Source organism: Phyllobacterium sp. 21LDTY02-6, from assembly GCF_023554255.2.
In the GTDB taxonomy this organism is placed as follows: domain Bacteria; phylum Pseudomonadota; class Alphaproteobacteria; order Rhizobiales; family Rhizobiaceae; genus Phyllobacterium.
The window spans coordinates 55,578-78,670 of the sequence record NZ_JAMJWD020000001.1 but is presented as its reverse complement, the minus strand read 5'-3'; the positions used below and the strand labels follow the sequence as shown (position 1 = coordinate 78,670).

The following is a 23,093-nucleotide window of genomic DNA, read 5'->3' as shown; positions in this document are numbered from 1 at the left end:
GTGGTCCAGCTGCCAGGAATTGACTCCATACGACGGGGCAAGCACAAATCAGAAATCGAAAATTGTATGTGAGACAAGAAAATGCTGCGGACTATATCCGGCTTCGACCGGATCGGTGAGGAAAACGCTTTCGCCGTCCTGGCCCGGGCTTCGGCCCTTGGCGCCCAGGGCAAGGACATCATCAATCTCGGCATCGGCCAGCCGGACTTCAGGACGCCCGATCACATCGTCGAGGCCGCGATCAAGGCGTTGAAGGACGGGCACCACGGTTATACGCCCGCCACCGGCCTCCTGGCCACGCGGGAAGCCGTGGCACGGCGCACGCTGACGACGACCGGCGTCGAGGTGTCGCCGGAAAACATCATGATCGTGCCGGGCGGCAAGGTCACCATGTTCGCGGCAATATTGTGCTTCGGCGAGCCGGGCGTCGAAATCCTCTATCCGGACCCCGGATTTCCGATCTATCGGTCGATGATCGAATTCACCGGCGCGAAACCCGTTCCCGTGCCCATTCGCGAGGAAAACGGCTTCGCATTCTCTGCCGAGGAGACACTTGCGCTCATAACGCCGGCCACCCGCCTTCTCATTCTCAACTCGCCGGCCAATCCGACGGGCGGCGTCACGCCGAAGGCCGAGATCGAGAAGCTGGTGAAGGGCCTGGCGGATCATCCCCACGTCGCCATCCTTTCCGACGAGATCTACGACGTCATGACCTATGATGGCGAGGAACATTGTTCGTTGCTGACCTTCCCGGAAATCCGCGACCGCCTGATCGTGCTCAATGGCTGGTCGAAGACCTGGGCCATGACCGGTTGGCGCATGGGCTGGTCGATCTGGCCGGACGGTCTTTACGACAAGGTGCGGAAGCTCGCCGTCAATTGCTGGTCCTGCGTCAATGCACCGAGCCAGTATGCCGGCATCGCGGCCATTGACGGCCCGCAGGACGACGTCGAGAAGATGTGCCGCGCTTTCGACAGGCGCAGGGGCATCGTCGTGGATGGACTGAACAGCCTCCCCGGCGTCAGCTGCACGACGCCCAAGGGCGCGTTCTACGCCTTTCCGAATATCAAGGAGACTGGCCTGCCGGCCAAGAAACTGGCTTCGGACCTGTTGGAGCAGGCCGGGGTGGCGCTTATCGGCGGTCCTGATTTCGGCATCCTCGGGGAAGGCTATATCCGCCTGTCCTATGCCAATTCGGAAGAAAACATCCTGCGCGCAATCGAGAGGATCGAGAAATTCCTGACCCGTTGAGCGGCGGGCGGTTCTGGCAGGCGATCGCCTGCCAGAATGAACGGTCGATCAGGCAGCAGTCTTGGCCTGGGCAACCGTTGCTTCGATATGATCGATGAGGCTGTCGGGCAATTTGAGACGCCCGGCGAGCAGATCGAGATAGCCGCGCTCGGCCCGCGTCTTCGGTTCGATGGCGAGACGCGAGGCGGTGTAGAGTTCGACCTTTTGCGCGTCGGTCACGGCAGCCGCGACGAGCTTGTCCACATCGACCGGCGCGCTCAGTTCCTGGTTGAGGAATTCCTGCGTGTCGCTGTTGATGCCGGACAGGGACAATTTATCGATGATGCGCGACCGCTCGGCATCGTCCACCGTGCCGTCCGCGCGGGCAGCCGCGATCATGGCGCGCACCAGCACAAGGGCAAATTCATGCTCGCCCTGGGGCGCTGTTTCCGGATGGAAGCTTGAATCGTTCGGCGGCGGCAGAAGCTCGCCATCCATCGGCGCCTTTGCGGCTTCCGCCGGCGCATTGCCGGATTGGTAGTTCTGATAGGCCTTGTAGGCGAGGCCCGCGACAGCTGCGAGGCCGCCGAGCTTCAATGCACCGCCTGCCAGTTCGCGGCCGGTGCCCGTCCCGAGGAGAATTGCCGCCAATGCGCCGGTCGCCAGTGGGTTGTCCTTGGCGAGCTGAGTAGCCTTCCCGGCGGTCTCACGCACCGTGCCCCCTGTTCCAGGAATGTTGCTTCCCAGGAAATCGGTGAGAATTTTCTTCGCGTCAAGCATGCATTTCTCCCTCGTAGCTGCGTGAAGTGCCAGCCGTAATTAGGGATGCCTTTGCGGCATTGCAATGACTGCAGCTGTTTTTGCGGCGGCGTCGGCTCACGAACCGATATGCTGCTTCAGACCGCGCTCCTTTGCGAGCCGCACCTGTTTCTGACGCTCCGCGAAGCGCGCGCGATCCTCCTCCGTGCGCTCATGATAGCAATTGGGGCAGGAAATGCCCTCCGCATAAAGCGGCGAAAGCTTGTCGTCCGGAGAAATCGGATTGCGGCAGGCATGGCAGAGCTCGGCCTCCCCCTCGATCAGGCCATGACCGACGGAGACGCGCTCGTCGAAGACGAAGCATTCCCCCTCCCAGCGGCTTTCCGCGGCGGGCACTTCCTCCAGATATTTGAGGATACCGCCCTTGAGATGAAACACGTCGTCGAACCCCAGCCCCTTGACGAAAGCGGTCGCCTTCTCGCAGCGGATACCGCCCGTGCAGAACATCGCGATCTTCTTGCCCTCCAGTTCGTCCCGGTGCTCCTCCACCCATTGCGGAAATTCGCGGAACGTCTTGGTCTTGGGGTCGATCGCACCAGAAAACGTGCCGATAGCCGTCTCGTAATCATTGCGGGTGTCGATGAGGACGGTGTCCGGATCGGCGATCAGGGCATTCCAGTCCGACGCCGGCACATAGGTGCCGACGCTCTGCAGCGGATCGATATCATCGACGCCCATGGTGACGATCTCCTTCTTCAGGCGCACCTTCATGCGCTTGAAAGGCATCTCGCTCGCATGGGAATATTTGATTTCCATGCCGGCCAGCGCCGGCTCGCTCCCGAGGAAATCGATGAGCTCCGCGATCGCCCGGGCAGAGCCTGCCACCGTGCCATTGATGCCCTCGGCCGCGAGCAGCAGCGTTCCCTTGATGCCGTTCCGGCAACAAAGCTTTGCCAGTGGCTCCTGCAATGTTTCATAATGCGCGAGGCGGGCGAAGCGATAGAGCGCCGCCACCTTGAAAGGCAAGTTTGAGGACAGATCGGTCATGATGGCCATCAACTACTGCCGCATTGCGGCAATTTCAAGCGAATTGCCTTGCGAATGGCGCATCGCTACACCAAACCGGCAGTAGACAAAGCGGACCCCGGCCACTAAATCGTTTCAACCCCTCGAGACTTTCGCCCCTCAAGGCTTTTTACCCTCAAGACTTTTTACCCTCAAGACATGGAGACGCCCAATGAGCCAGAAAACCGAAGAGCTGCTACCCATCCTGAAGGGCCAGCCGGTTATTCCCGTGCTTCTGATCAAGGATGCGGCCCATGCGGTGCCGCTGGCGCGAGCGCTTGCAGCCGGCGGGCTGCCCGCCATCGAAATCACCTTGCGGACACCGGCGGCGCTCGACGCCATCCGCGCCGTGGCTGATCAGGTACCGGAAGCGATCGTCGGCGCCGGCACCATTCTCAATGCCAGGCAGTTCGATGAAGCTGCCAATGCCGGCTCGCGCTTCATCGTCAGCCCCGGTGTCACGCCGCAATTGCTGGAAGCGGCCGACGCAAGCCCCGTGCCGCTGCTTCCCGGCGCGATCACGCCCGGCGAGATCATGAGCCTGCGCGAACGCGGCTACAGCATGCTCAAATTCTTCCCGGCCGAACAGGCTGGCGGCGCAGCCTTCCTCAAATCGCTGTCATCGCCACTGGCAGGCACCAGTTTCTGCCCCACCGGAGGCGTATCGGCTGCCAATGCCCGGACGTATCTCGATCTGCCAAACGTGGTCTGCGTTGGCGGCTCCTGGGTGGCGCCGGAGGAACTGGTGCAATCCGGCCAATGGGATGCGATCACGAAACTGGCCGCAGAGGCCGCCGGTCTCGCGCGATAGCCACATATGAGCAAGCCGCGGAAGAGGTTCCCTCGCCCGCGGCCTGCCGGTAGCAATTCCACTATTCTGATTATGCGCGCCGGCGCATCGGGTGCAGGGCCTTTACGAGCCCTGCGACGGATTGAACTTGGCGATCTGTATGAAGGTGACAGCCTTGCCGGTGAAGCGATTGGTATTCGCAACGGGCAGGTTTTGCTGGAACCCTCCGACATAGACAGTCGTCGGAGCGGTGCGCAGCGTCTGGTTGCGGATGACCGCCGGCGTCGTCTCGGGCGCGGTTTCCGCCACCTGCTGGTTGGACAGGGCGCGATCCGGCACCTCCGACTCCACCTGCACGGCCTTCGCCGTTTCCTGTGACTGGCGACGCGGCTTGGCTGCCTTGGCCGTCGTCACCACGCCGCTGTTCAACAGCTCTGCCGGATCGCCCTTGGCTTCAAGCATGGTCTGGCGCAGCGACGGCTGAGGCGACGCCGAAGCGACCTCTACGGCGGCATTGGCGGTCTGCTTCTTCACACGACCACCACGTTCGCCGGGAAGCGTCGGCAAGGTCGAACCCGGGGTCGAGGCTTCAGTCGAGGCTGAGGCGGCGGCAGGCGCACCTGGCTCGAGGTCGGACTGGTTGATCAGCGCCGTCAGATCGTCTTCCTCCGGCACGGGGATGACACCGCCGTCTTCGATCGCAGCTTCGACCGATGCCGGCGCAGCGACGGGACGGGCCGTGGGCACGACCGAAGCGACCATCAGGTCATTCTGCTTCGGCGCCGTCTTCGGCTTCTCGAAGGGTACCGGAACGAGGGCATTGACCATTTGCGGCTGCGCGGTTTCCGCAACTTCCGGGGCCGGATTGGCCTCGATCATCTGCTGAATCGCGCTGGCGCTATCCTGCGGCCGTGGCGAAGGCAGAGCCGCGATCTGCATTGCATCGTCCGCGGCCAGGGCATTCAGCGTCGACGGTTCGGGCATCGCCGGCGCATGTTCAGGCCGGCGCATGGGAACCGGAATGGCGAAGGCAAGCGCCTGGTTGTCTTCGGGCGACAGGGCCATCGGCGCTTCAGGCCGCGGCGCTTCCACCGGTGCGGGTGCATCGCGAACCGGCAAAGCGGGTGCAGCTGCGGGTTCCGGTGCCCGGGCAGGCGGCGCTTGCTCGGCCTTTGCAGCCGGAGCGGACGCGACCGCACGCGTCGGCTTGGGCGCCGAAGCGACCGTTACCGAGCTTTCGCTGGAATCCTCTTCCTCGTCGGCGCCGCCGCCAAAGAGCATGCCGAACAGCGATTTGCCGCGGCGGGAGGAACCCGAGCTTGCTATCTGTATTGAGCCACCGTTGCGCTTGCGCGATTCATAGGCGGCAACGGCCTGTTCATAACCGGGCAATGGCTTGCCATCGGAAGGCACGTGGATCGTCTTGCCATCCGGGAACACCGCGAGCAGTTCGCGGCGGCTCATGCGCGGCCAATGGCGCACATTGCCGACATCCGTGTGGATGAAGGGCGAACCGGAGGTCGGGTAATAGCCAACGCCGCCAGCCTCGAACCGCAATGCCGTCGCGCGCAGCGTCGATAGTTTCACGCCCGGCAGATACCAGTCCATGGCCTTGCCGAGCATGTGCTGGCTGGACTTGGCAACGCCGCGCGAGCGCGAGCGCAGCATCGAATTGGTTGCCGGGGAGCGATAGGCCGACACGACATGGATGTAATCGCGGCCGCCTACCTTCTGGTAGACCTGCCAGACGAGGTCGAAGAGGCGCGGATCCATCTTGGTCGGCTCGTTGCGCCGCCAGTCGCGCAGAAACTTGTTGAGCTTGTTGAGCCCGTCCTGCTGGAAACGGCCGTTCCTCTTGAACGTGATTTCGGCCCGTTCCTTGGTGTGGATGTAATAGAGCTTCAATGTCCTCGTTTCGGCCGATGCCGGGGCCGAAGCGAAAAACATGGCCGTCAGGGCAATCACGAATGCAGCCCAGGCAGTGCGGTTGAGAAGACCCGCCGACTTACCGTTCTTTACATGAAGCACATTTGACAAATTTCGTCCCAACCTTGACCGATTTTCAGCCCCCGAATAGCCGAATTGTCCGATTTAATGGTTAATGGTCACTTATTGAACATCAAATACGTTGAGAGCATGGCAGAAAACTGAACTGAATCAGCAGATTCCAAACATGGTCAACGGGTGGTTAACGCATGAATAAGCTGTTTTTGCACAGGAATCCACCCACTATTACGGAAATACCCCAAGGATGGCGCAATCAGGGCAGGAGTCAGGAATGTGACGTCCACGCGCCACGGCAGGCTGGAACCTGCCGCCGCAGGCACCTATGTTGACGAGGCGCGGATCGCGGCCGTGATTCGCCACCTTCAGACGTGGGCCACATTGCACTGACCATTCCTTACAGCGACGAGATCTGAGCGAGCAATTATCATGAACAATTTCCCCTTTTACCAGCCGGCCGGAGCAGCGCAGGTCGCATCGGCTGCCGTCAAGAACGACGCCGGCCTCGGCGCCCTCCCCGAATGGAACCTGGCCGATCTCTACCCCTCGGCGGAAAGCAGCGAACTGAAGCAGGACCTGAAAAAGGCTCTCGATCTCGCCCAGGCTTTCGAGACACGCTGGAAAGGCACGTTGGCGCAGGAAGCCGCCAAGGCTGCGGGCGGCGATCTTGCCGTGTCGATCAGCGAATTCGAGGCTATCGAGGAACTGGTCGGAAAGATCGTTTCCTATGCCGGCCTCGTCTATGCCGGCGACACGTCCGATGCGAAGAATGCCAAGCTCTATGGCGACATCCAGCAGAAGATGACCGATGCCAGCACCCATCTCATCTTCTACGGCCTGGAATTGAACCGGATCGACGACGATGTGCTTGAGCGGGCAATGGCAGAAAACCCGGCAATCGCCCATTACCGGCCCTGGCTGATCGACCTGCGCAAGGACAAGCCCTATCAGCTGGATGACAGGCTGGAGCAGCTCTTCCACGAAAAGTCGGTGACGGGCCGCGGTGCATGGAACCGCCTCTTCGACGAAACCATGACCTCGCTGCGCTTCGAAGTGGATGGCGAGGAGCTTGCGCTGGAACCGACGCTGAACCTGCTTCAGGAGGCAAACCCAGCCAGCCGCAAGGCGGCATCGGAGGCGCTGGCGAAGACGTTCAAGGACAATGTGCGGATATTCACGCTGATCACCAATACGCTCGCCAAGGACCGGGAAATATCCGACCGCTGGCGTGGCTTCGAGGACATTGCCGACAGCCGGCATCTGGCGAACCGCGTCGAGCGGGAAGTCGTCGATGCGCTCAGTGAAGCCGTCCGCGCCGCCTATCCGCGCCTGTCGCACCGCTATTATGCCATGAAGGCCCGGTGGCTCGGCCTCGAATATCTGAACAGCTGGGATCGCAACGCGCCGCTGCCTGAAACGCCGCAGGCCCTGATACCATGGCATGAGGCGCGGGAGACGGTGCTTTCCGCCTATAGCGGCTTCGCCCCCGAGATGGCCGACATCGCCCAGCGCTTCTTCGACCGCAACTGGATCGATGCACCGACACGGCCGGGCAAGTCGCCGGGCGCCTTCGCCCATCCCACCGTGCCCTCGGCCCATCCCTATGTGCTGTTGAACTATATGGGCAAGCCGCGCGACGTGATGACTCTTGCCCATGAACTCGGGCACGGCGTGCATCAGGTGCTCGCCGGCGGCCAAGGCGCGCTGATGGCCTCGACGCCGCTGACGCTGGCCGAAACCGCATCTGTCTTTGGCGAGATGCTGACTTTCCGCTCCCTGCTGGAAAAGACGCGCGACAAGCGCGAGCGCAAGGCGATGCTGGCGCAGAAGGCGGAAGACATGATCAATACGGTCGTCCGCCAGATCGCCTTCTACCAGTTCGAGCGCCGGGTGCACACGGAACGCAGCAATGGCGAGCTGACCTCCGACAGGATAGGCGAGATCTGGCTCGATGTGCAGAAGGAAAGCCTGGGACCGGCGGTGCGCTTCGGGCCGGGCTACGAGACCTTCTGGACCTATATCCCGCACTTCATCCACTCGCCATTCTACGTCTATGCCTACGCATTCGGCGATTGCCTGGTGAACTCGCTCTATGCGGTCTACCAGAACGCCGAGGCGGGATTTCAGCAGAAATATTTCGACATGCTGAAGGCCGGCGGCACGAAACATCATTCGGAGCTGCTGCAGCCCTTCGGCCTCGATGCGACCGATCCGGCGTTCTGGCACAAGGGCCTTTCGGTCATCGAGGGCATAATCGACGAGCTGGAGGCAATGGACGCTGCCTGATGCGCGTAATTCCGGCCCATACTCCCTATGACGGCTCGGCCAAGCCCTTTACCATCGGCCTGCACCAGCTCGACCTCATCGACTGGATCGAGGTGGACGAACTTCTGCCGGTGCATCTGGCCGAGAAGGCCCGCCTGCTCAAGCTCCACGGGGATCGCATCGTCGTGGAGGAAGAAGGCAGTCAGGCAGGCCAGCAGGAAGTTCTGGACCTTCTCGTCGAGCATCTCCCGGCGCATTTTCCGCAGGTCTATACGAGATCAGGCAACGTCATCCGTATCGCCGGCGGCGCCGAGGCTGTCGACCTGGACGGGCCCGCGGCATCGATCCTGCACAAGGCTGCGAGCCTCGTTCAGGAAGATCTCGTTCTGATGCGCAAGGACGAGCGGCGCGGCTGGCACCTCGCCGCGGCGTCGCTGTCTTTCCCCTCATCGTGGACGCTTCTGGAGAAATTCGGCCGTTCCATGGACGAAATCCATGCGCCGGTGCCGGATTTCAGCGCCGGGACCCGCAATGCCGGCCTTATCACCCGCATGTTCGACAATCTTCGCCCCGATCGTTCGGTCTATCGCTTCAACTGGTCATTGCAGCCGGACGGCGAATTGTACCACCCACTCGCCAGCAACCAGAAGGGCGCACGCTATACCGACCGCGACATGGTCGAGCAGACCCATGTCCGGGTGGAACGCCAGACCCTGCGCAAGCTGCCGCGGACGGGCGACATCCTGTTCACGATCAGGATTCACCTCGATCCGCTCGAAGCCCTGAAGAAACATCCGCAGAGCAGGCCGCTGGCACAGGCGTTCTGCCGCGAACTTGCGGAATTGAACGCCGATCAAGCCAATTACAAGGGCATCATGGCGGTCCGCGAAAGGTTGATCCAGGCTCTTGAGAAGTTCTAAGTAGCACTCCGTTTGGAGGCTGAATAAGTGCCGACGGCTCGGCCGCCGACCTGAATGTCCCGCATGTATTGGCTAGAATTATTGCGCTGCGCCCGTGAAGCAGCGCCAAAAACATCGCGCCGGCTATTCTTCCCGGCCTCTCGAAGTTAACAATATCATGAATTTCTTCCTTTCTCGCCAAAGGGTTGTTTGCTCTTTGTCATCACTATGCTCTATGGTTTCTCCATAGCGGCCGAGCCGCCGTCCTCAATGATGGAGATGAAAATTAGGAGCACGCAAAAAATGGCGAAGGCTAAATGGCCTGTACATGGAGAAATCACCGGTCCGATCGTGATGATCGGCTTTGGATCCATCGGTCGGGGTACCCTGCCCCTGATAGAACGCCACTTCAAATATGATAAGTCCCGGCTGGTGGTCATCGATCCCAGCGACGCCAACAAGAAATTGCTCGATGAACGCGGCATACGCTTCATTCAGGAGGCGGTGACGAAGGAGAATTACAAGACGCTGCTCAAGCCCCTCCTCACCGAAGGCGGCGGCCAGGGATTCTGCGTCAACCTCTCGGTCGATACGTCCTCGATCGATATCATGCATCTGTGCCGAAAGGCCGGTGCGCTTTATATCGATACGGTCATCGAGCCGTGGGCCGGTTTCTACTATGCCGACGATGTCGACAATGCCGACCGGACGAATTATGCCTTGCGCCAGACGCTGCTGGCGGAGCGCAAGAAGCATCCCGGCGGACCGACCGCCGTGTCGTGCTGCGGCGCCAATCCCGGCATGGTCTCCTGGTTCGTGAAGCGCGCCTTGCTGGACCTCGCCCGCGATCTCGATATCGAGCACACCGAGCCGGAGCGCGCAGACCGCCAGGGCTGGGCCAAGCTCATGAAGCGCGTCGGCGTCAAGGGCATCCACATTGCCGAGCGCGACACGCAGCGCGCCAGGGACCCGAAGCCTTTCGGCGTTTTCTGGAACACCTGGTCGGTGGAAGGCTTCATATCCGAAGGCCTGCAGCCGGCCGAGCTTGGCTGGGGCACCCACGAGAAATGGATGCCGCGCAACGCCCGGAAGCAGAAGAAGGGCAACAAGGCCGCCATCTTCATCGAACAACCCGGCGCCGATACGCGTATCCGCACCTGGTGCCCCACCGAAGGGGCGCAGTTCGGCCTTCTCGTCACCCACAATGAATCCATTTCGATCGCGGATTTCTTCACCGCCCATGACAAGAAGGGCAAGGTGAGCTATCGGCCCACCTGTCACTATGCCTATCATCCCGCCAATGTGGCGACGCTCTCGCTCGACGAAATGTTCGGCGCCGCGGGCAAGCCGCAAAGGGAGATGCACGTGCTGGAGGAATCCGAAATCGTCGACGGCGCCGACGAACTCGGCGTATTGCTCTACGGGCATGACAAGAATGCCTATTGGTACGGCTCGCAGCTGACGATCGAGGAAGCGCGCAAGCTTGCTCCCTATCAGAACGCCACCGGGCTTCAGGTAAGCTCCGCCGTCCTCGCCGGCATGGTCTGGGCCCTGGAGAACCCGGAAGCCGGGATCGTCGAAACCGACGAAATGGACTTCCGCCGCTGCCTCGAGGTGCAGACGCCCTATCTCGGGCCATTGCGCGGCCATTACACCGATTGGACGCCGCTGGAGAATCGCCCCGGCCTCTTCAAGGAAGATATCGACGCGAGCGATCCCTGGCAGTTCCGCAATATCCTCGTCCACTAGGGCGAAATCATCGCCGGAGGCGGCTCACATGCCGCCTCCGCAGCCGCATTGCCGGTTCCGCCCGGCCCGGAATGTTGCATCGATCGCCCCAGGGCCAGTGCCCCCACGAGCGGCATCCGCCACGGTGATTCAACATTGCAAACAAACTTAATTCTTGTTTTTGCTGGATTTCCACGGCATTTAATAGGTCACAATCTCGGGAGACAGATATGAAACGTTTATCCCTCGCCGCCGGTTCAGCCGCAGTCACACTCGCACTCGCTGGTTGCATGAGCAGCGGACCGATACAAGATGGCGGCGCGGCCGTCGTTTCCCGCCCAGCCGACGCCGTCCAGGGACAATGGTTCGACACATCCGGCGTCGCCTTCTCCAACTTCAATGGCGGCGTATTCGAAACCCGCGCCAACGACACCAAGGAGAAGCTTGCCGAGGGCAATTACAGGCAGGTTTCGGCCAATCTCATCGAGATCGACCTGCGCTCCCTCGCCCGTGGAACCCACTCCAAGGTCAATTGCGCGCTCGTCAGCGGCGGCCAGTTGAACTGCACCTCGTCGACCGGGCAGCAGTTCTCACTGACGCGCCGTCAAGGCCAGGCCTAGCTGAAAACAGAGGGTACGCCCTCTCCTCTCTTGCATCGTCGAAAAACTGGTGAAAGCATGCGGATGCGCCCATGAGCGGCGCTTCCGGCGGGTGCTGCCGGCGACGAATTCATTTGAGGAGCAATTGACTATGTCGGGCATGCTACGCAGCTTCTTTCTCGCCGCCACGGCCCTTGGTGCCAGCCTTGGTGTAAGCACCGCCGCCATGGCGGATTACACGTTGAATATTCTTCACATCAACGATCAGCATTCGCGTGTCGAAGCGATCAACAAATATGATTCCACCTGCTCCACTGAAGAAGAGAGCAAGAACGAGTGCTTTGGCGGCATTGCCCGCGTCAAGGCCAAGATCGATGAGCGGCGTGCGGCACTCTCGCAGAATGGCGGCAATGTCATCGTTCTCGACGCCGGCGACGAGTTCCAGGGCTCGCTGTTCTATACGACCTATAAGGGCGAGGACACGGCGGAATTCATGAATGCCATCGGCTTCGACGCCATGGCGCTCGGCAATCACGAATTCGACGGCGGACCGGAAACGCTCGGCAATTTCCTCGACAGGATCAAGCTGCCGGTGATCTCCGCCAATACGCAAGCTGATGCGGCCGCGCCCATCGCCGGCAAGTACAAGCCGTTCCTCATCAAGGCGATAGGCGGGCAGAAGATTGCCGTGATCTCGGCCGTTACGGTCGATACAGCCGAAATTTCGACGCCCGGGCCGACGATCAAATTCTCCGACGAGATCGAGGCGCTGGCCAGGCAGGTCGAAGCGGTCAAGGCCGAAGGCGCCAACAAGATCATTGCGCTCACCCATGTCGGCTATGTCAAGGACAAGGAGATCGCCGAGAAAGTCGATGGAATCGACGTGATCGTCGGCGGCCACAGCCACACGCTGCTGTCGAACACCGATCCGGAGGCGGCCGGCCCCTACCCGACACTGGTGAAGGGACCATCGGGCCGCGACGTGCCCATAGTCCAGGCGAAGTCCTATTCGAAATATCTCGGCGAGTTGAAAGTTACATTCGACGATGACGGCAATGTCACCGCGAGCGAAGGTGCGCCGATCCTGCTCGATTCGTCCGTAAAACCGGATGCGGCTATCGCAGAGCGGATCAAGGAACTTGCCAAGCCGATCGAGGAACTCAAGGCGCGCCGCGTCGGCGAGGCAACGGCGCCCATCGAGGCGGCGCGCGAGGTCTGCCGCATCAAGGAATGCAGCATGGGCAATCTCGTCGCCGACGCGATGCTGGAGCGGGTAAGGGCGCAAGGCGTCACCATCGCAATCATCAATGGCGGCGGGCTGCGCGCCTCGATCGATGCCGGCGATGTGACTATGGGCGAAGTCCTCGAGGTCCTGCCATTCCAGAATACGCTCGCCACGTTCCAGCTGCGCGGTTCGGATATCGTCACCGCGCTTGAGAATGGCGTCAGCCAGATCGAAAAGGGAGCGGGCCGCTTTCCGCAGGTGGCGGGCCTGAAATATAGTTACGACCTGTCGAAACCCGTCGATGGCCGCATCTCGAACGTCGAGGTTTTGCAGGGCGAGGCCTACCGGCCGATCGATCCGGCCGCGACCTATGGCGTCGTGTCGAACAATTACATGCGCGCCGGCGGCGATGGCTACAAGATCTTCGCGACCAATGGCCTCAACGCCTATGATTATGGCCCGGGCCTGGAAGAGGTTCTGGCGGAATATTTTGCCCAGCATAGTCCCTATAAGCCCTATACGGACGGGCGGATCGTGGCGGCTGGAGTGACGGCGGCCGCTGCATCGACGACAACTGCGCCATCCGCAGGGACCGGCGAAACCGCCAAGCCGGCGACGGAACCCGCAAAGTCGACGCCCGCGACCTATGTCATCAAACGCGGCGACAATTTCTGGGATATTGCGGAGCAGCTTTACGGCAAGGGCAGCGACTGGAAACGTCTTTCCGAGGCCAATCCCGGCATGCCGGTCATGAAGTTGCCGATCGGCGCGGAAATGAAGGTTCCCGCGACCTAGCCACGGGCCTGGCTTCTATCGTTGCGCCGGGGCTCTACCGCTGCAATGTCACGCCGACATAGACGCTCGTCTCGTCGGTCCGGCGGCTGTCGACTTCGCTGCGGTTGAGCTGATGGCGGGCGCTCACATCAAGGCCCATGAACCGGTTGAACCAGTAGGTGGCGCCGATTTCCGCGCCGAAGCCCTTGTCGAGACCCGAACCGTCCCGGTTGTCCCGCAGCGATGCAATGAGCTTGGCGTTCAGATCGAGATTGGCACGAACCTGCCGCTTCACGCCGACTGTGCCCTCATAATAAATCGACCCGCTATCTTCGGGCGCGGTCGCTCCCTCGACCCGCGTCAGAAGCCCGATATCGACATCCGTTCCCCGTTGCGGCGACCATTTCAACGCCGCATCGACGCTCAGGCCGTCCACATCTTCAAGGCGCTCATCATCGATGCCCTGGCGCAGATAACCGACGGCGATTTCACCGGAAGTCTTTTCGCCAAGGTCGAGTTCGACGCCGCCGCGCAGCGCCGTTCTCACGCCTGAACGTCGATATCCGTTGAAATCCACCGATTCATCATAGAGAAGCTTGCCTATCTCCACCTCGACAAACGGCTTGATGGCCGGCGACATCTCGAAACCGCCGCGCAGCGCGATACTGGCGAACGTATTGTCGCGATCCTTCTGGCTGATCACCGTGCCATCCGAGAATTCCGCATTGCCATAGGTCGTGCGCGTGACGGAGCCTTTGACGTCCGCAAAGAACTTCCCGAACTCGTGCCGCACGCCGAGATCGGCATCGAGCTCCTGTACGCCCGGGCGGTTGGACGTGCCGAGAATCGCTGTCGGCGCACTCGGGTCTTCCTGCCTGTAACGGTAACCCGCAGTGCCGGTCACCGTCGTTCTTTCTCCGAGATCGAGCTGGAAACCTGCCCGCAATGCCGCATTCGGGGCGGAATATTCCTCCCCGGAGATGGATTTGTCATAGGTTCCGTCGAAATCCAGCCAGGCGGAGTGACGGGACCAGTCCGTATCCGCCCGCAATCGAAGACGCGTTTCCGACAGGACGGCAGAATCGCCATCGGCACTGTTGTCGGCATTCGTGGTGGCGCGCAGGCCCTGGCTGATCGAAGGGCGAAGCGTGACCACCCCCGCCCTTATCCCCAGCGGGGCAAATGGCTGCGGGTCGGGCCGCAGCACCCGGCGCTCTATGGCCGAAGCCGGCAGATTGTCCCGATCGGCGCGCCTCTCGGCCGGATTTGCTTCGCGGTCCTGCTCGACCGCGCCAAGATAGGGCTGCTCGACCTCCGCCGGGGCATTCTCGCGCACCGTATCGAGGGCCGCATCTTCGGTGCGCCTCGCGGGACGCTCCGCCGGCGTTGCAACATCATCGGCAGGCAGTGTGGAGCGTGGCTCGGTTCCACCGCTGTCATCGGCCGGCCCGGAAGGAACAACACCCTCCACCGGAACGCCGAGCAGACCGAGATTTTCCGAATCATCGACAGTTTCAAGCGCGCCGGGGCTCACCGGTTCATAGGGACGCGGAGAAAGGCCCTCTTCGGCCTCCGGTCCTGCCGCCACCGGCGGCGGCGCCGCGCTGGCCGGACGCGTATCGGACAGGGTTCCTCTGAGTTCCGTGGATTGCTGGGCATGGACGGGCGGAGCGCAGGACAATGCGACGCTGCATGCCAGAACCGCCATGAAACAGCGATTGAGCGCAGGGTTGCGGCGACCCTCCCGGAGCGCCTTCGCATGTGTTTTCCGCCTTTGTATCAAGGGATCTGCCAACCTGTTCGAACATTGCAGGATGGTAAACAGCCATGGTTAACGACTTGATAAGAACCGGATGCGGCTCGGCTGGAGAACAACGCATCATCAACAAAAGTTGGACAGCAAAGGCACAAAGCGCTAACGGTTCTGCCATGCAGGCAATCAACGACATCACCTTGGACCGATCCGCCGCGGTCGAGTCCGCGAAACGCACGATCCTGACCGAGCGCGAGGGGCTCGCCGCACTTGGCGAGGCTTTCGAGGATTCGCTGGCGCAGGAGTTCTGCCGCGCGATCGAGAAGATCGCTTCGATCAAGGGGCGCATCATCGTCACCGGCGTCGGCAAAAGCGGCCATATCGGCTCCAAGCTCGCCGCGACTTTCGCCTCGACGGGCACTCCGGCCTTCTTCGTGCACCCCTCGGAAGCCAATCATGGCGACCTCGGCATGATCGCCGTGGACGATGCCATCCTCGCCCTGTCCTGGTCGGGCGAGACGGCTGAACTCAAGGGCATCGTCAGCTATGCCACCCGTTTCCGCATCCCGCTGATTGCCGTTACCGCCGGCGAGAAATCGGCCCTGGCCACTGCCGCCGATATCGTGCTGCTGCTGCCAAGGGTAACGGAAGCCTGTCCTCACGGACTGGCGCCGACGACGTCAACGCTATTGCAGCTCGCGATGGGTGACGCAATCGCCGTGGCCCTGCTCGAAGCACGTGGCTTCTCGGCCACCGATTTCAAGACCTTCCATCCCGGCGGCTCGCTCGGTGCCAGCCTCACCCATGTCCATGAAATCATGCACCGCGACGACAACCTTCCGCTGGTGCCGCTTGGAACGCCGATACCGGAGGCCATGCAGGTCTTTTCCGCCAAGCGCTTCGGCTGCATCGCCATCCAGAACGAGGATGGGACGCTTGCCGGGATCATCACCGATGGCGACCTTTCCCGCAATCTTCACCGCAATCTGGTCGAGATGCGGGTGGAGGAGATCATGACGCGCAACCCCAAGACCGTGCCGCCAACGACATTGGCCAGCACCGCCCTGGCACTGCTCAACGATCACAATATCGCCGCGCTCATCGTGGTCGAGAAAGGGCACCCGGTGGGCATCGTCCACTTCCACGACCTGCTGCGGATCGGCGCGGCCTGAGGCCAGCGACTGAAACTCCACGCAAGCGCGATCTCTGCGAATCGCACTTCGCTCAATTCGTCATTTGAAGCGTTTCCTTGATAGAATAGTCCGGCGACCGTTTCAGACAGCTTCGACGATGAGCGAGCCCTGGTCCATCCCCGTGATGCGGACAGTCGAGCCCGCCGGCAGATCCGGCCCCATGACACGCCACAGGCTGTCGCCGACCCGCGCCCGGCCGCGACCATTGACGATGGCCTCCTCCAGCGTGACGAGCTGGCCGATCAATTGCTGGCCGCGCCGGTTGAGCATCGGTTCGTCGCTCTCGGCATCGGTCGCGCCCATCAGGCGGCGGCCGATGAGAACGGCAACGACGGACAGGACCAGGAACAGTATGACCTGCAATTGCCAGCCGAGCATCAGCGTTCCGCCCAGCGTCACGGCGAGCGCGCCGACGATCAGCGCGGCGATGCCGAACCACAGCAGGAATATGCCGGGCGCGAATACTTCAAGGATCAGGAGCACGAAACCGAGGACAATCCAGTTCCAAGGTCCGAGTTCGGCAATGAGACGCTCAAACACCTGTTGCAGCCTCCTTTTCGGCCTGGCTAGCTACTCGTACCACTGGTGCCGCTGGTACCGGGGACAGTGCGCGAGCGCGGCGTGGCAGGGCGCGCTGCCCGGGCGGCCGCATCCCCTTCACCGAATACGTCACGGGCGATTGCCCCGATGCCGCCGAGCGAACCGATCAGCGACGATGCCTCCATGGGCATCAGCACGATCTTCTGGTTCGGACTGGTGGCAAGCTTGGCGAAGGCCTCGGTGTATTTCTGCGCGACGAAATAGTTGATCGCCTGGACATTGCCGGAATCGATCGCCGCCGATACGAGTTGCGTCGCCTTGGCTTCCGCTTCGGCCAGGCGCTCGCGGCCCTCGGCCTCGCGATAGGCAGCCTCGCGGCGGCCTTCCGCTTCCAGTATCTGCGATTGCTTCAACCCCTCGGCGCGCAATATCTGCGCTGCCCTGTCGCCTTCCGCCTCGAGAACCAGCGCCCGCTTGTCACGCTCCGCCTTCATCTGCCGCGCCATGGAATCGATCAGGTCCTTCGGCGGATTGATGTCCTTGATCTCGACGCGGGTCATCTTGATGCCCCATGCGTTCGCCGCCTCGTCGACCACGCGCAACAGGCGATCATTGATCGCGTCACGGTTGGACAGCAGTTCGTCGAGGTCCATCGACCCCATGACGGTACGGATATTCGTCATCGTCAGGTTGAGGATCGCATTCTTCAGCCCGCTCACCTGATAGGCGGCCTGGGGTGCACTCAATATCTGGAAGAACGCGATGCCATCGACCGCGATATTGGCATTGTCCTTGGTGATGACCTCCTGCGTCGGGACATCCAGCACCTGCTCCATCATGTTCATCTTGGCGCCGACTCGGTCGAAGAACGGCACGATGAGGTTGAGACCGGGCGAGAGCGTGCGCGTGTAGCGGCCGAAGCGCTCCACCGTATAGTTGAATCCTTGCGGAACCGTCTTCACCGCGGCAAACAGGATTACCAGGACCAGAATGGCCAACACCGGTATCGTGAAATCAAAGCCGCTCATGCCCGCCTCCTTCGTTTGAAGGAACATTACCGTCTTTTTCCACGCGGCACTATTGGACCAAGGTGGGAATGACGCGCTCCACGGGCGCGGTTGCGATACTTATCCACGGTTTAGTCCCGCGCAAGACCTGATCGCTAGACCCAGCCGCCCAGTTCCCGGCGCACCAGCTTTTCAATCACGCGCATTCCCTCGTCGGAATCGTTGAGGCAGGGAATATGCGTGAAGTCGACGCCGCCATTGTGGCGGAATATTTCCGCCCCCTCGCCGGCGATTTCTTCCAATGTTTCAAGGCAATCGGAGACGAAACCCGGATTGAAGACCGCTACGGATTTCACCCCGTCCCTGGCCAGCTTCTCCAGCGTCTTGTCGGTATAGGGCTGCATCCATTCCTCCGGGCCGAAGCGCGACTGGAAGCAGCTTATGAGCCTGTCTTCGCTCCAGCCCAGCCGCTCGCGCAGCAGGCGCGTCGTCGCCCAGCAATGGCAGGGATAGGGATCGCCGCGCTTGAAATAGCTCTGCGGGATGCCGTGATAGGAGGCGATCACCACCTCGGGCACGAAATCCAGCGTGGCAAAATGCTTCTCGATCGAGATCGCCAGGGCGTCGATATAGGTCTCGTCGTCCTGGTAGGAAGGCACGGTGCGGGTCGCCGGCATGAAGCGCATCTTCATCAGCGCCTCGAAGAACTTGTCGTTCACGGTCGCCGTGGTCGTCGCCGAATATTGCGGATAGAGCGGGAACATGAGAACCCGCTTGCAGCCCGCCTTGTCCAGCCGCTCCAGCGCTTCCTCTATCGAGGGCTTGCCGTAGCGCATTCCCCAATCGACCACCACATCGGGATAGTCCGACAGGCTGGCGGCGAGCTTTTCGCCCTGCGCACGCGTGTAGGTCCGCAGCGGCGACTCATTGCGTTCGCGGTTCCATATCTTGTCGTATAGCGCGCCGGATTTCTTCGGGCGGGTATTGAGGACGATCCCGTAGAGAACGGGCAGCCAGATCGCCCGCGGCCATTCGATCACGCGCCTGTCGGAAAGAAACTCCTTCAGATAGCGCCGCATGGAAGTCTTGTCGGTGGCGTCCGGCGTGCCGAGATTGACCAGCAATATGCCGACCTTCGACGTCCTGATATCGGGGTGATCCTGTGGTCTGCTCAACGCCAATGCCTCGCCGGTCATTTCTTCTCAACTCCAAACTTCGGCAGGAACGTAGTGATCGCCCGGCTTATTGCAACTGTGCGTAAGGCCGCATGTTCCGCCGCGCGGCGCTTCGATCCGGGCACGGCAAGGGCTTTGCCAGCAAAACAACTGCTCTTTCCATGGCCCGAAACTTGCGCTTAACTCATCATGCTCGTGCACCCATGAAAGGAACGATGTCAATGTCAGGCCACACGCATGAATCGCCTCCCGTGCTCGTCGTTACCGGGGCACATCCAAAGCTCTACAATCAGGACCTTGCACCCACGGCGCCGAAGGGGCGGACCTGGGGAACCTTCAGCCTCTTTGCCATGTGGATGTCGGATGTACACTCCGTCGGGGGTTATACGTTCGCAGCCAGCCTGTTCTTCCTCGGCCTGACGGGCTGGGAAGTACTGATCTCGATGATCGTCGGCATAACGGCGGTCTATTTCCTGATGAACCTCATCGGCCGGCCCTCGCTGAAATATGGCGTGCCCTTTCCGGTGGTGGCGCGCATGTCGTTCGGCATCATGGGAGCAAACCTTGCGGCCGTCCTGCGCGGCGTGGTCGGCATCGTCTGGTATGGCGTCCAGACCTATTTCGCCTCCAAGGCCGTCCAGGCCCTCGTCATCACCCTCGCCCCCAGCGCGGTGGAACTGACCCGCAACGACATCCTCGGCCTGTCCACGCTCGGCTGGCTCAGCTTTCTGTTCATGTGGCTGTTCCAGCTGCTGATCTTCATGCGGGGCATGGAGTCGATCCGGAAGTTCATCGATTTCTGCGGGCCCGTGGTCTATGTCGTCATGTTCGCTCTCGCCATCTGGATCGTGAGCCAGACCGGCATTTCCAGCCTGTCGCTGCAATTGGCGCCGCCTGCGGCAGGTTCCTCGCTGCTGCACATGGCAAATGCCGCCATGCTGATCGTCGCCTATTTTGCCGCGCTGCTCCTGAATTTCGGCGATTTTTCACGCTTTTCGACGGATGAAAGGGCGATGAAAACCGGAAACTTCCTCGGTCTTCCGGTCAATTTCATCGTTTTTGCCATCATCGTCGTCATCGTCACCGCCGGCACCGTACAGGTCTTCGGCGAAGCCATTCTCGACCCGGTGGCCATTGTCGAGCGCATCAACAATCCGTGGATCGTCATCCTCGGCTCGGTAACGTTCATCGTCGCCACCATGGGCATCAACATCGTCGCGAACTTCGTCTCCCCCGCCTATGACATCGCCAATCTCTTCCCCGAGAAGATCAATTTCCGTCTTGGCGGGCTGATAACCTCGATCCTGTCGGTGCTGGTCTGCCCTTGGCTCTTCGTTTCGAGCCCGCAGGCGATCACCATCTTCGTCAGCATCTTCGGCGCCGTCCTCGGCCCCATCTTCGGCATCATGATCGCCGACTACTACCTCGTGAAGAAGCAGACGGTGGTCCTGGAGGATCTCTATACGATGTCGCCGACGGGCTCGCTCTATTTCGAGAGGGGCTGGAACAGGCGCGCGCTGCTGGCGCTGCTCGTGGCCAGCATCCTGTCCATCGGCCTCTCGGTGCTTGGAGCCATGCAATATCTGCCAAACGGCGGTGATTGGGGCTGGCTGGTCGGCGCGGTCAGCGGCGGTCTGCTGCACTATCTGCTGATGCGGCGCTCATCCCTGGCGATCTCGGTCGGCGCCAAGGCGTGAAGTGATGCCGCGCCCGTCTATCGGATGGGCGCGGCATTCGGCTTCAGGACTTCGGCTGGATCGTATCCAGCATGGTCCGGATATTGTCCATGACGCCGGTGCGGATGTCCTTGCGCCATAGCGCGAAGGCGACATTGGCCTCGACGAAACCCTCCTTGGAGCCGGTATCGTAGGTCCGGCCCTTGAAGTGATATCCGAAGAAATCCTGCTGTTTGGTGAGTTTCAGCATCGCATCGGTCAGCTGGATCTCATTGCCCGCACCGCGCTCCTGGTTTTCCAGGATGCCGAAAATATCGGGCTGCAGGATATAACGGCCATTGATGTAGAGATTGGAGGGCGCGGTTCCCTTTGCGGGCTTTTCCACCATCTCCGTGAGTTCGAAGCCATTGCCGACCGTTTTGCCCTGGCCGACGATGCCGTATTTGTGCGCCTCTTCCGGATCGCACTCCTGCACGGCGACGATATTGCCGCCGGTCTGGTTATAGAGCTCGACCATATCCGCCAGGCAGCCCTTCTTCTCGGGCTGCATGATCATGTCCGGCAGCAAGAGCGCAAACGGCTCGTCGCCGACGATGTCGCGCGCGCACCATACGGCGTGGCCAAGGCCCATCGGCACCTGCTGGCGGGTGAAGCTCGTCGTTCCGGGCCGCGGCTGGATCTGCTGCAGTTCATCGAGCAGCGCCGTCTTGCCGCGCTCGCTCAGCGACGAATAAAGTTCGTACTGGGCGTCGAAATAATCTTCGATGACGGCCTTGTTTCGCCCCGTGACGAAAATGAAGTGTTCGATACCAGCTTCGCGCGCTTCGTCCACGACATACTGGATGACCGGCTTGTCGACGACGGTCAGCATTTCTTTCGGTATGGATTTTGTGGCGGGAAGGACGCGGGTCCCGAAACCCGCAACTGGAAAGACGGCTTTACGAATTTTCTTCACTGTCGTCATCAGTACCTCTTGCTGTTGCATGCGGTTGTATCAGCATCTGCCTATCGCTCTGGATGCTGGACAACTCCCTTTGTAAGACCCAAAATGCACGGTAGTGTAAAATAAACATTCTTTGCCCGTGTTAATGTTGCAGGCCACGGGGGCATGGTAAACCAATTCCTAACTTTGAGATGTAAGATTGTGATTTGAACCTATGGGAACACATTCGAGGGTACATCATGATTGAAGCTTCATCCGCATTTGCCAAACGTCTGGGCATGATGGCAGCAACGGCGGGACTCCTGCTTGCCTTTAATATCGGCAATGCGGCCGCCGACGCAAAATTCCAGAACTGGATCGCAGAATTCCGCACGACAGCCCTCAATAGCGGCATCAGCGCCGAGACCTACAGGCGCGCTTTTGCCGGCGTGACGGAAATCGACCCGGAAGTCCTGGAAAAGGCGCGATTCCAGCCGGAATTCACCGCGCCCGTCTGGGACTATCTCGACAACCGCGTCAACGAGGAATCCGTCGCCACGGGCCGCGAGATGGCGCGCAAATATTCGCGCTGGCTCGGCGCCATCGAGAAATCCTATGGCGTCGACCGCAATATCCTCCTGGCGATCTGGTCCATGGAGACCAATTATGGCGAGATTCTCAAGCGCGACGATGTGATGCGCGATGCCGTAAGGTCGCTGGCGACGCTCGCCTATGCCGATAAGCGCCGGGCCAAATTTGCCCGCACGCAGCTGATAGCGGCGATGAAGATTCTGCAGAGGGGCGATATCGACCGCAGCCATCTCACCGGCTCATGGGCTGGCGCGCTCGGGCACACGCAGTTCATTCCGACCAGCTACCTCGCCTATGCGGTAGACATGGACGGCAATGGCAAGCGCGACATATGGACCTCCGTTCCGGATGCACTGGCGACCGCCGCAAATCTTCTTCGCAAGAATGGATGGCAGTCCGGGCAGACCTGGGGCTATGAGGTGGTGCTTCCCGCCGGGCGCAAATTCCCTGCCGGCTCGCGCACCCTGGCCGAATGGCAGAAGCTCGGTGTGGTGCGCGCCAATGGCAAGGCCTTCCCCAGCCGCGGCATGAAGGCCACGCTCAAGGTTCCGGATGGGCGCGGCGGCCCGGCCTTCCTGATGACGAAGAACTTCTTTGTGATCAAGGCCTACAACAATGCCGATAAATACGCGCTCGGCGTCGGGCTGCTGGCGGATCAGATCGCAGGCTCCAGCGGCCTGCAGAAGGACTGGAACCGCCCGTTTACGCCGATCACGATGAAAGAGCGCGAGGAATTGCAGCAGCACCTCACCGAACTCGGCTATTATGACGGCAAGGTCGATGGCAAGATCGGCAGCGGCTCGCGCAATGCCATTCAGGCGTTCCAGAGCCGCATGGGACTTGACCCCGATGGCCATCCGAGCAAGGAAGTTCTGACGATCCTCCGCAAGAGGTAACA

Annotated in this window: 18 protein-coding genes; 10 read left to right on the top strand and 8 right to left on the bottom strand. The window is 61.1% G+C overall.

Translation table 11 applies throughout. From position 1 onward, the window contains the following. The first annotated feature begins 81 nt into the window (after positions 1 to 81). Positions 82 to 1,251: a pyridoxal phosphate-dependent aminotransferase gene (locus tag M8997_RS00340; RefSeq protein ID WP_250018381.1), complete on the top strand. Its 1,170-nt coding sequence runs from the start codon at positions 82 to 84 to the stop codon at positions 1,249 to 1,251. A gap of 48 nt (positions 1,252 to 1,299) precedes the next feature. On the opposite strand, the gene M8997_RS00335 is transcribed toward M8997_RS00340, so the two are convergent. After that, positions 1,300 to 2,010, bottom strand: a complete 711-nt coding sequence (locus M8997_RS00335; protein WP_250018379.1) for a tellurite resistance TerB family protein — start codon at positions 2,008 to 2,010, stop codon at positions 1,300 to 1,302. 96 nt (positions 2,011 to 2,106) lie between these two features. After that, on the bottom strand, positions 2,107 to 3,036 hold the full coding sequence (locus M8997_RS00330; RefSeq protein ID WP_250018377.1) for a rhodanese-related sulfurtransferase: 930 nt from the start codon (positions 3,034 to 3,036) through the stop codon (positions 2,107 to 2,109). Between the two features lie 190 nt (positions 3,037 to 3,226). Here M8997_RS00330 and M8997_RS00325 point away from each other — a divergent pair, with 190 nt between their 5' ends. After that, on the top strand, positions 3,227 to 3,865 hold the full coding sequence (locus M8997_RS00325) for a 2-dehydro-3-deoxy-phosphogluconate aldolase (protein ID WP_250018376.1): 639 nt from the start codon (positions 3,227 to 3,229) through the stop codon (positions 3,863 to 3,865). Positions 3,866 to 3,967: 102 nt separating this feature from the next. Here M8997_RS00325 and M8997_RS00320 read toward each other — a convergent pair whose 3' ends face one another. Then, on the bottom strand, positions 3,968 to 5,872 hold the full coding sequence (locus M8997_RS00320) for a DUF882 domain-containing protein (RefSeq protein ID WP_250018565.1): 1,905 nt from the start codon (positions 5,870 to 5,872) through the stop codon (positions 3,968 to 3,970). Positions 5,873 to 6,277: 405 nt separating this feature from the next. Between M8997_RS00320 and M8997_RS00315 the strand changes: the two genes are divergently transcribed. From M8997_RS00315 to M8997_RS00295, 5 genes are all read left to right on the top strand, one after another. Continuing rightward, positions 6,278 to 8,134, top strand: coding sequence for a M3 family oligoendopeptidase (locus tag M8997_RS00315; protein WP_250018374.1), 1,857 nt, complete (start codon positions 6,278 to 6,280; stop codon positions 8,132 to 8,134). Continuing rightward, complete coding sequence (locus M8997_RS00310; protein WP_250018368.1) at positions 8,134 to 9,033, top strand: DUF3445 domain-containing protein; 900 nt, start codon at positions 8,134 to 8,136, stop codon at positions 9,031 to 9,033. The genes M8997_RS00315 and M8997_RS00310 overlap by 1 nt, the downstream gene beginning before the upstream one ends. A 282-nt stretch (positions 9,034 to 9,315) precedes the next feature. After that, a complete protein-coding gene (locus M8997_RS00305; RefSeq protein ID WP_250018367.1) occupies positions 9,316 to 10,761 on the top strand; it encodes a homospermidine synthase in 1,446 nt (481 codons plus the stop codon). 209 nt (positions 10,762 to 10,970) lie between these two features. Beyond that, positions 10,971 to 11,360 (top strand): hypothetical protein, encoded by a 390-nt coding sequence (locus M8997_RS00300; protein ID WP_250018365.1) that lies wholly within the window; start codon positions 10,971 to 10,973, stop codon positions 11,358 to 11,360. Positions 11,361 to 11,499: 139 nt separating this feature from the next. Next, positions 11,500 to 13,359 carry a 5'-nucleotidase C-terminal domain-containing protein gene (locus M8997_RS00295; protein ID WP_371929501.1) on the top strand — a complete coding sequence of 620 codons (1,860 nt, stop codon included), beginning with the start codon at positions 11,500 to 11,502 and terminating at the stop codon, positions 13,357 to 13,359. Between the two features lie 34 nt (positions 13,360 to 13,393). On the opposite strand, the gene M8997_RS00290 is transcribed toward M8997_RS00295, so the two are convergent. Next, entirely contained in the window at positions 13,394 to 15,046 is a 1,653-nt protein-coding gene (locus M8997_RS00290; RefSeq protein ID WP_250018363.1) for an outer membrane beta-barrel protein, read from the bottom strand. Positions 15,047 to 15,267: 221 nt separating this feature from the next. On the opposite strand from M8997_RS00290, the gene M8997_RS00285 reads away from it, so the two are divergent. Continuing rightward, entirely contained in the window at positions 15,268 to 16,263 is a 996-nt protein-coding gene (locus M8997_RS00285; RefSeq protein WP_250018361.1) for an SIS domain-containing protein, read from the top strand. Between the two features lie 102 nt (positions 16,264 to 16,365). On the opposite strand, the gene M8997_RS00280 is transcribed toward M8997_RS00285, so the two are convergent. From M8997_RS00280 to hemH, 3 genes are all read right to left on the bottom strand, one after another. Continuing rightward, positions 16,366 to 16,824 (bottom strand): NfeD family protein, encoded by a 459-nt coding sequence (locus tag M8997_RS00280; RefSeq protein ID WP_250018359.1) that lies wholly within the window; start codon positions 16,822 to 16,824, stop codon positions 16,366 to 16,368. A gap of 26 nt (positions 16,825 to 16,850) precedes the next feature. Beyond that, entirely contained in the window at positions 16,851 to 17,852 is a 1,002-nt protein-coding gene (locus M8997_RS00275) for an SPFH domain-containing protein (protein WP_250018357.1), read from the bottom strand. Between the two features lie 134 nt (positions 17,853 to 17,986). Beyond that, on the bottom strand, positions 17,987 to 19,027 hold the full coding sequence (gene hemH, locus M8997_RS00270; RefSeq protein ID WP_250018355.1) for a ferrochelatase: 1,041 nt from the start codon (positions 19,025 to 19,027) through the stop codon (positions 17,987 to 17,989). Between the two features lie 200 nt (positions 19,028 to 19,227). Here hemH and M8997_RS00265 point away from each other — a divergent pair, with 200 nt between their 5' ends. Beyond that, positions 19,228 to 20,703: an NCS1 family nucleobase:cation symporter-1 gene (locus M8997_RS00265; RefSeq protein ID WP_250018354.1), complete on the top strand. Its 1,476-nt coding sequence runs from the start codon at positions 19,228 to 19,230 to the stop codon at positions 20,701 to 20,703. 43 nt (positions 20,704 to 20,746) lie between these two features. Here the strand turns inward: M8997_RS00265 and galU are convergent, their stop codons facing one another. Further along, positions 20,747 to 21,646 (bottom strand): UTP--glucose-1-phosphate uridylyltransferase GalU, encoded by a 900-nt coding sequence (galU, locus tag M8997_RS00260; protein ID WP_250018353.1) that lies wholly within the window; start codon positions 21,644 to 21,646, stop codon positions 20,747 to 20,749. Between the two features lie 218 nt (positions 21,647 to 21,864). Between galU and M8997_RS00255 the strand changes: the two genes are divergently transcribed. Beyond that, positions 21,865 to 23,091, top strand: a complete 1,227-nt coding sequence (locus M8997_RS00255; RefSeq protein ID WP_250018351.1) for a lytic murein transglycosylase — start codon at positions 21,865 to 21,867, stop codon at positions 23,089 to 23,091. The last annotated feature ends 2 nt before the right edge of the window (positions 23,092 to 23,093 follow it).

What these genes read in the sequence shown, in the direction of transcription:
- M8997_RS00325 (WP_250018376.1), top strand. Translation starts at nt 3,227, where the DNA reads ATGAGCCAGAAAACCGAAGAGCTGCTACCCATCCTGAAGGGCCAGCCG.
- M8997_RS00300 (WP_250018365.1), top strand. Translation starts at nt 10,971, where the DNA reads ATGAAACGTTTATCCCTCGCCGCCGGTTCAGCCGCAGTCACACTCGCA.
- M8997_RS00335 (WP_250018379.1), bottom strand. Translation starts at nt 2,010, where the DNA reads ATGCTTGACGCGAAGAAAATTCTCACCGATTTCCTGGGAAGCAACATT.
- M8997_RS00295 (WP_371929501.1), top strand. Translation starts at nt 11,500, where the DNA reads ATGCTACGCAGCTTCTTTCTCGCCGCCACGGCCCTTGGTGCCAGCCTT.
- M8997_RS00255 (WP_250018351.1), top strand. Translation starts at nt 21,865, where the DNA reads ATGATTGAAGCTTCATCCGCATTTGCCAAACGTCTGGGCATGATGGCA.
- M8997_RS00340 (WP_250018381.1), top strand. Translation starts at nt 82, where the DNA reads ATGCTGCGGACTATATCCGGCTTCGACCGGATCGGTGAGGAAAACGCT.
- M8997_RS00265 (WP_250018354.1), top strand. Translation starts at nt 19,228, where the DNA reads ATGTCAGGCCACACGCATGAATCGCCTCCCGTGCTCGTCGTTACCGGG.
- M8997_RS00305 (WP_250018367.1), top strand. Translation starts at nt 9,316, where the DNA reads ATGGCGAAGGCTAAATGGCCTGTACATGGAGAAATCACCGGTCCGATC.
- M8997_RS00315 (WP_250018374.1), top strand. Translation starts at nt 6,278, where the DNA reads ATGAACAATTTCCCCTTTTACCAGCCGGCCGGAGCAGCGCAGGTCGCA.
- M8997_RS00285 (WP_250018361.1), top strand. Translation starts at nt 15,268, where the DNA reads ATGCAGGCAATCAACGACATCACCTTGGACCGATCCGCCGCGGTCGAG.
- M8997_RS00330 (WP_250018377.1), bottom strand. Translation starts at nt 3,036, where the DNA reads ATGACCGATCTGTCCTCAAACTTGCCTTTCAAGGTGGCGGCGCTCTAT.
- M8997_RS00290 (WP_250018363.1), bottom strand. Translation starts at nt 15,046, where the DNA reads ATGGCGGTTCTGGCATGCAGCGTCGCATTGTCCTGCGCTCCGCCCGTC.
- M8997_RS00310 (WP_250018368.1), top strand. Translation starts at nt 8,134, where the DNA reads ATGCGCGTAATTCCGGCCCATACTCCCTATGACGGCTCGGCCAAGCCC.
- hemH (WP_250018355.1), bottom strand. Translation starts at nt 19,027, where the DNA reads ATGACCGGCGAGGCATTGGCGTTGAGCAGACCACAGGATCACCCCGAT.
- M8997_RS00275 (WP_250018357.1), bottom strand. Translation starts at nt 17,852, where the DNA reads ATGAGCGGCTTTGATTTCACGATACCGGTGTTGGCCATTCTGGTCCTG.
- galU (WP_250018353.1), bottom strand. Translation starts at nt 21,646, where the DNA reads ATGACGACAGTGAAGAAAATTCGTAAAGCCGTCTTTCCAGTTGCGGGT.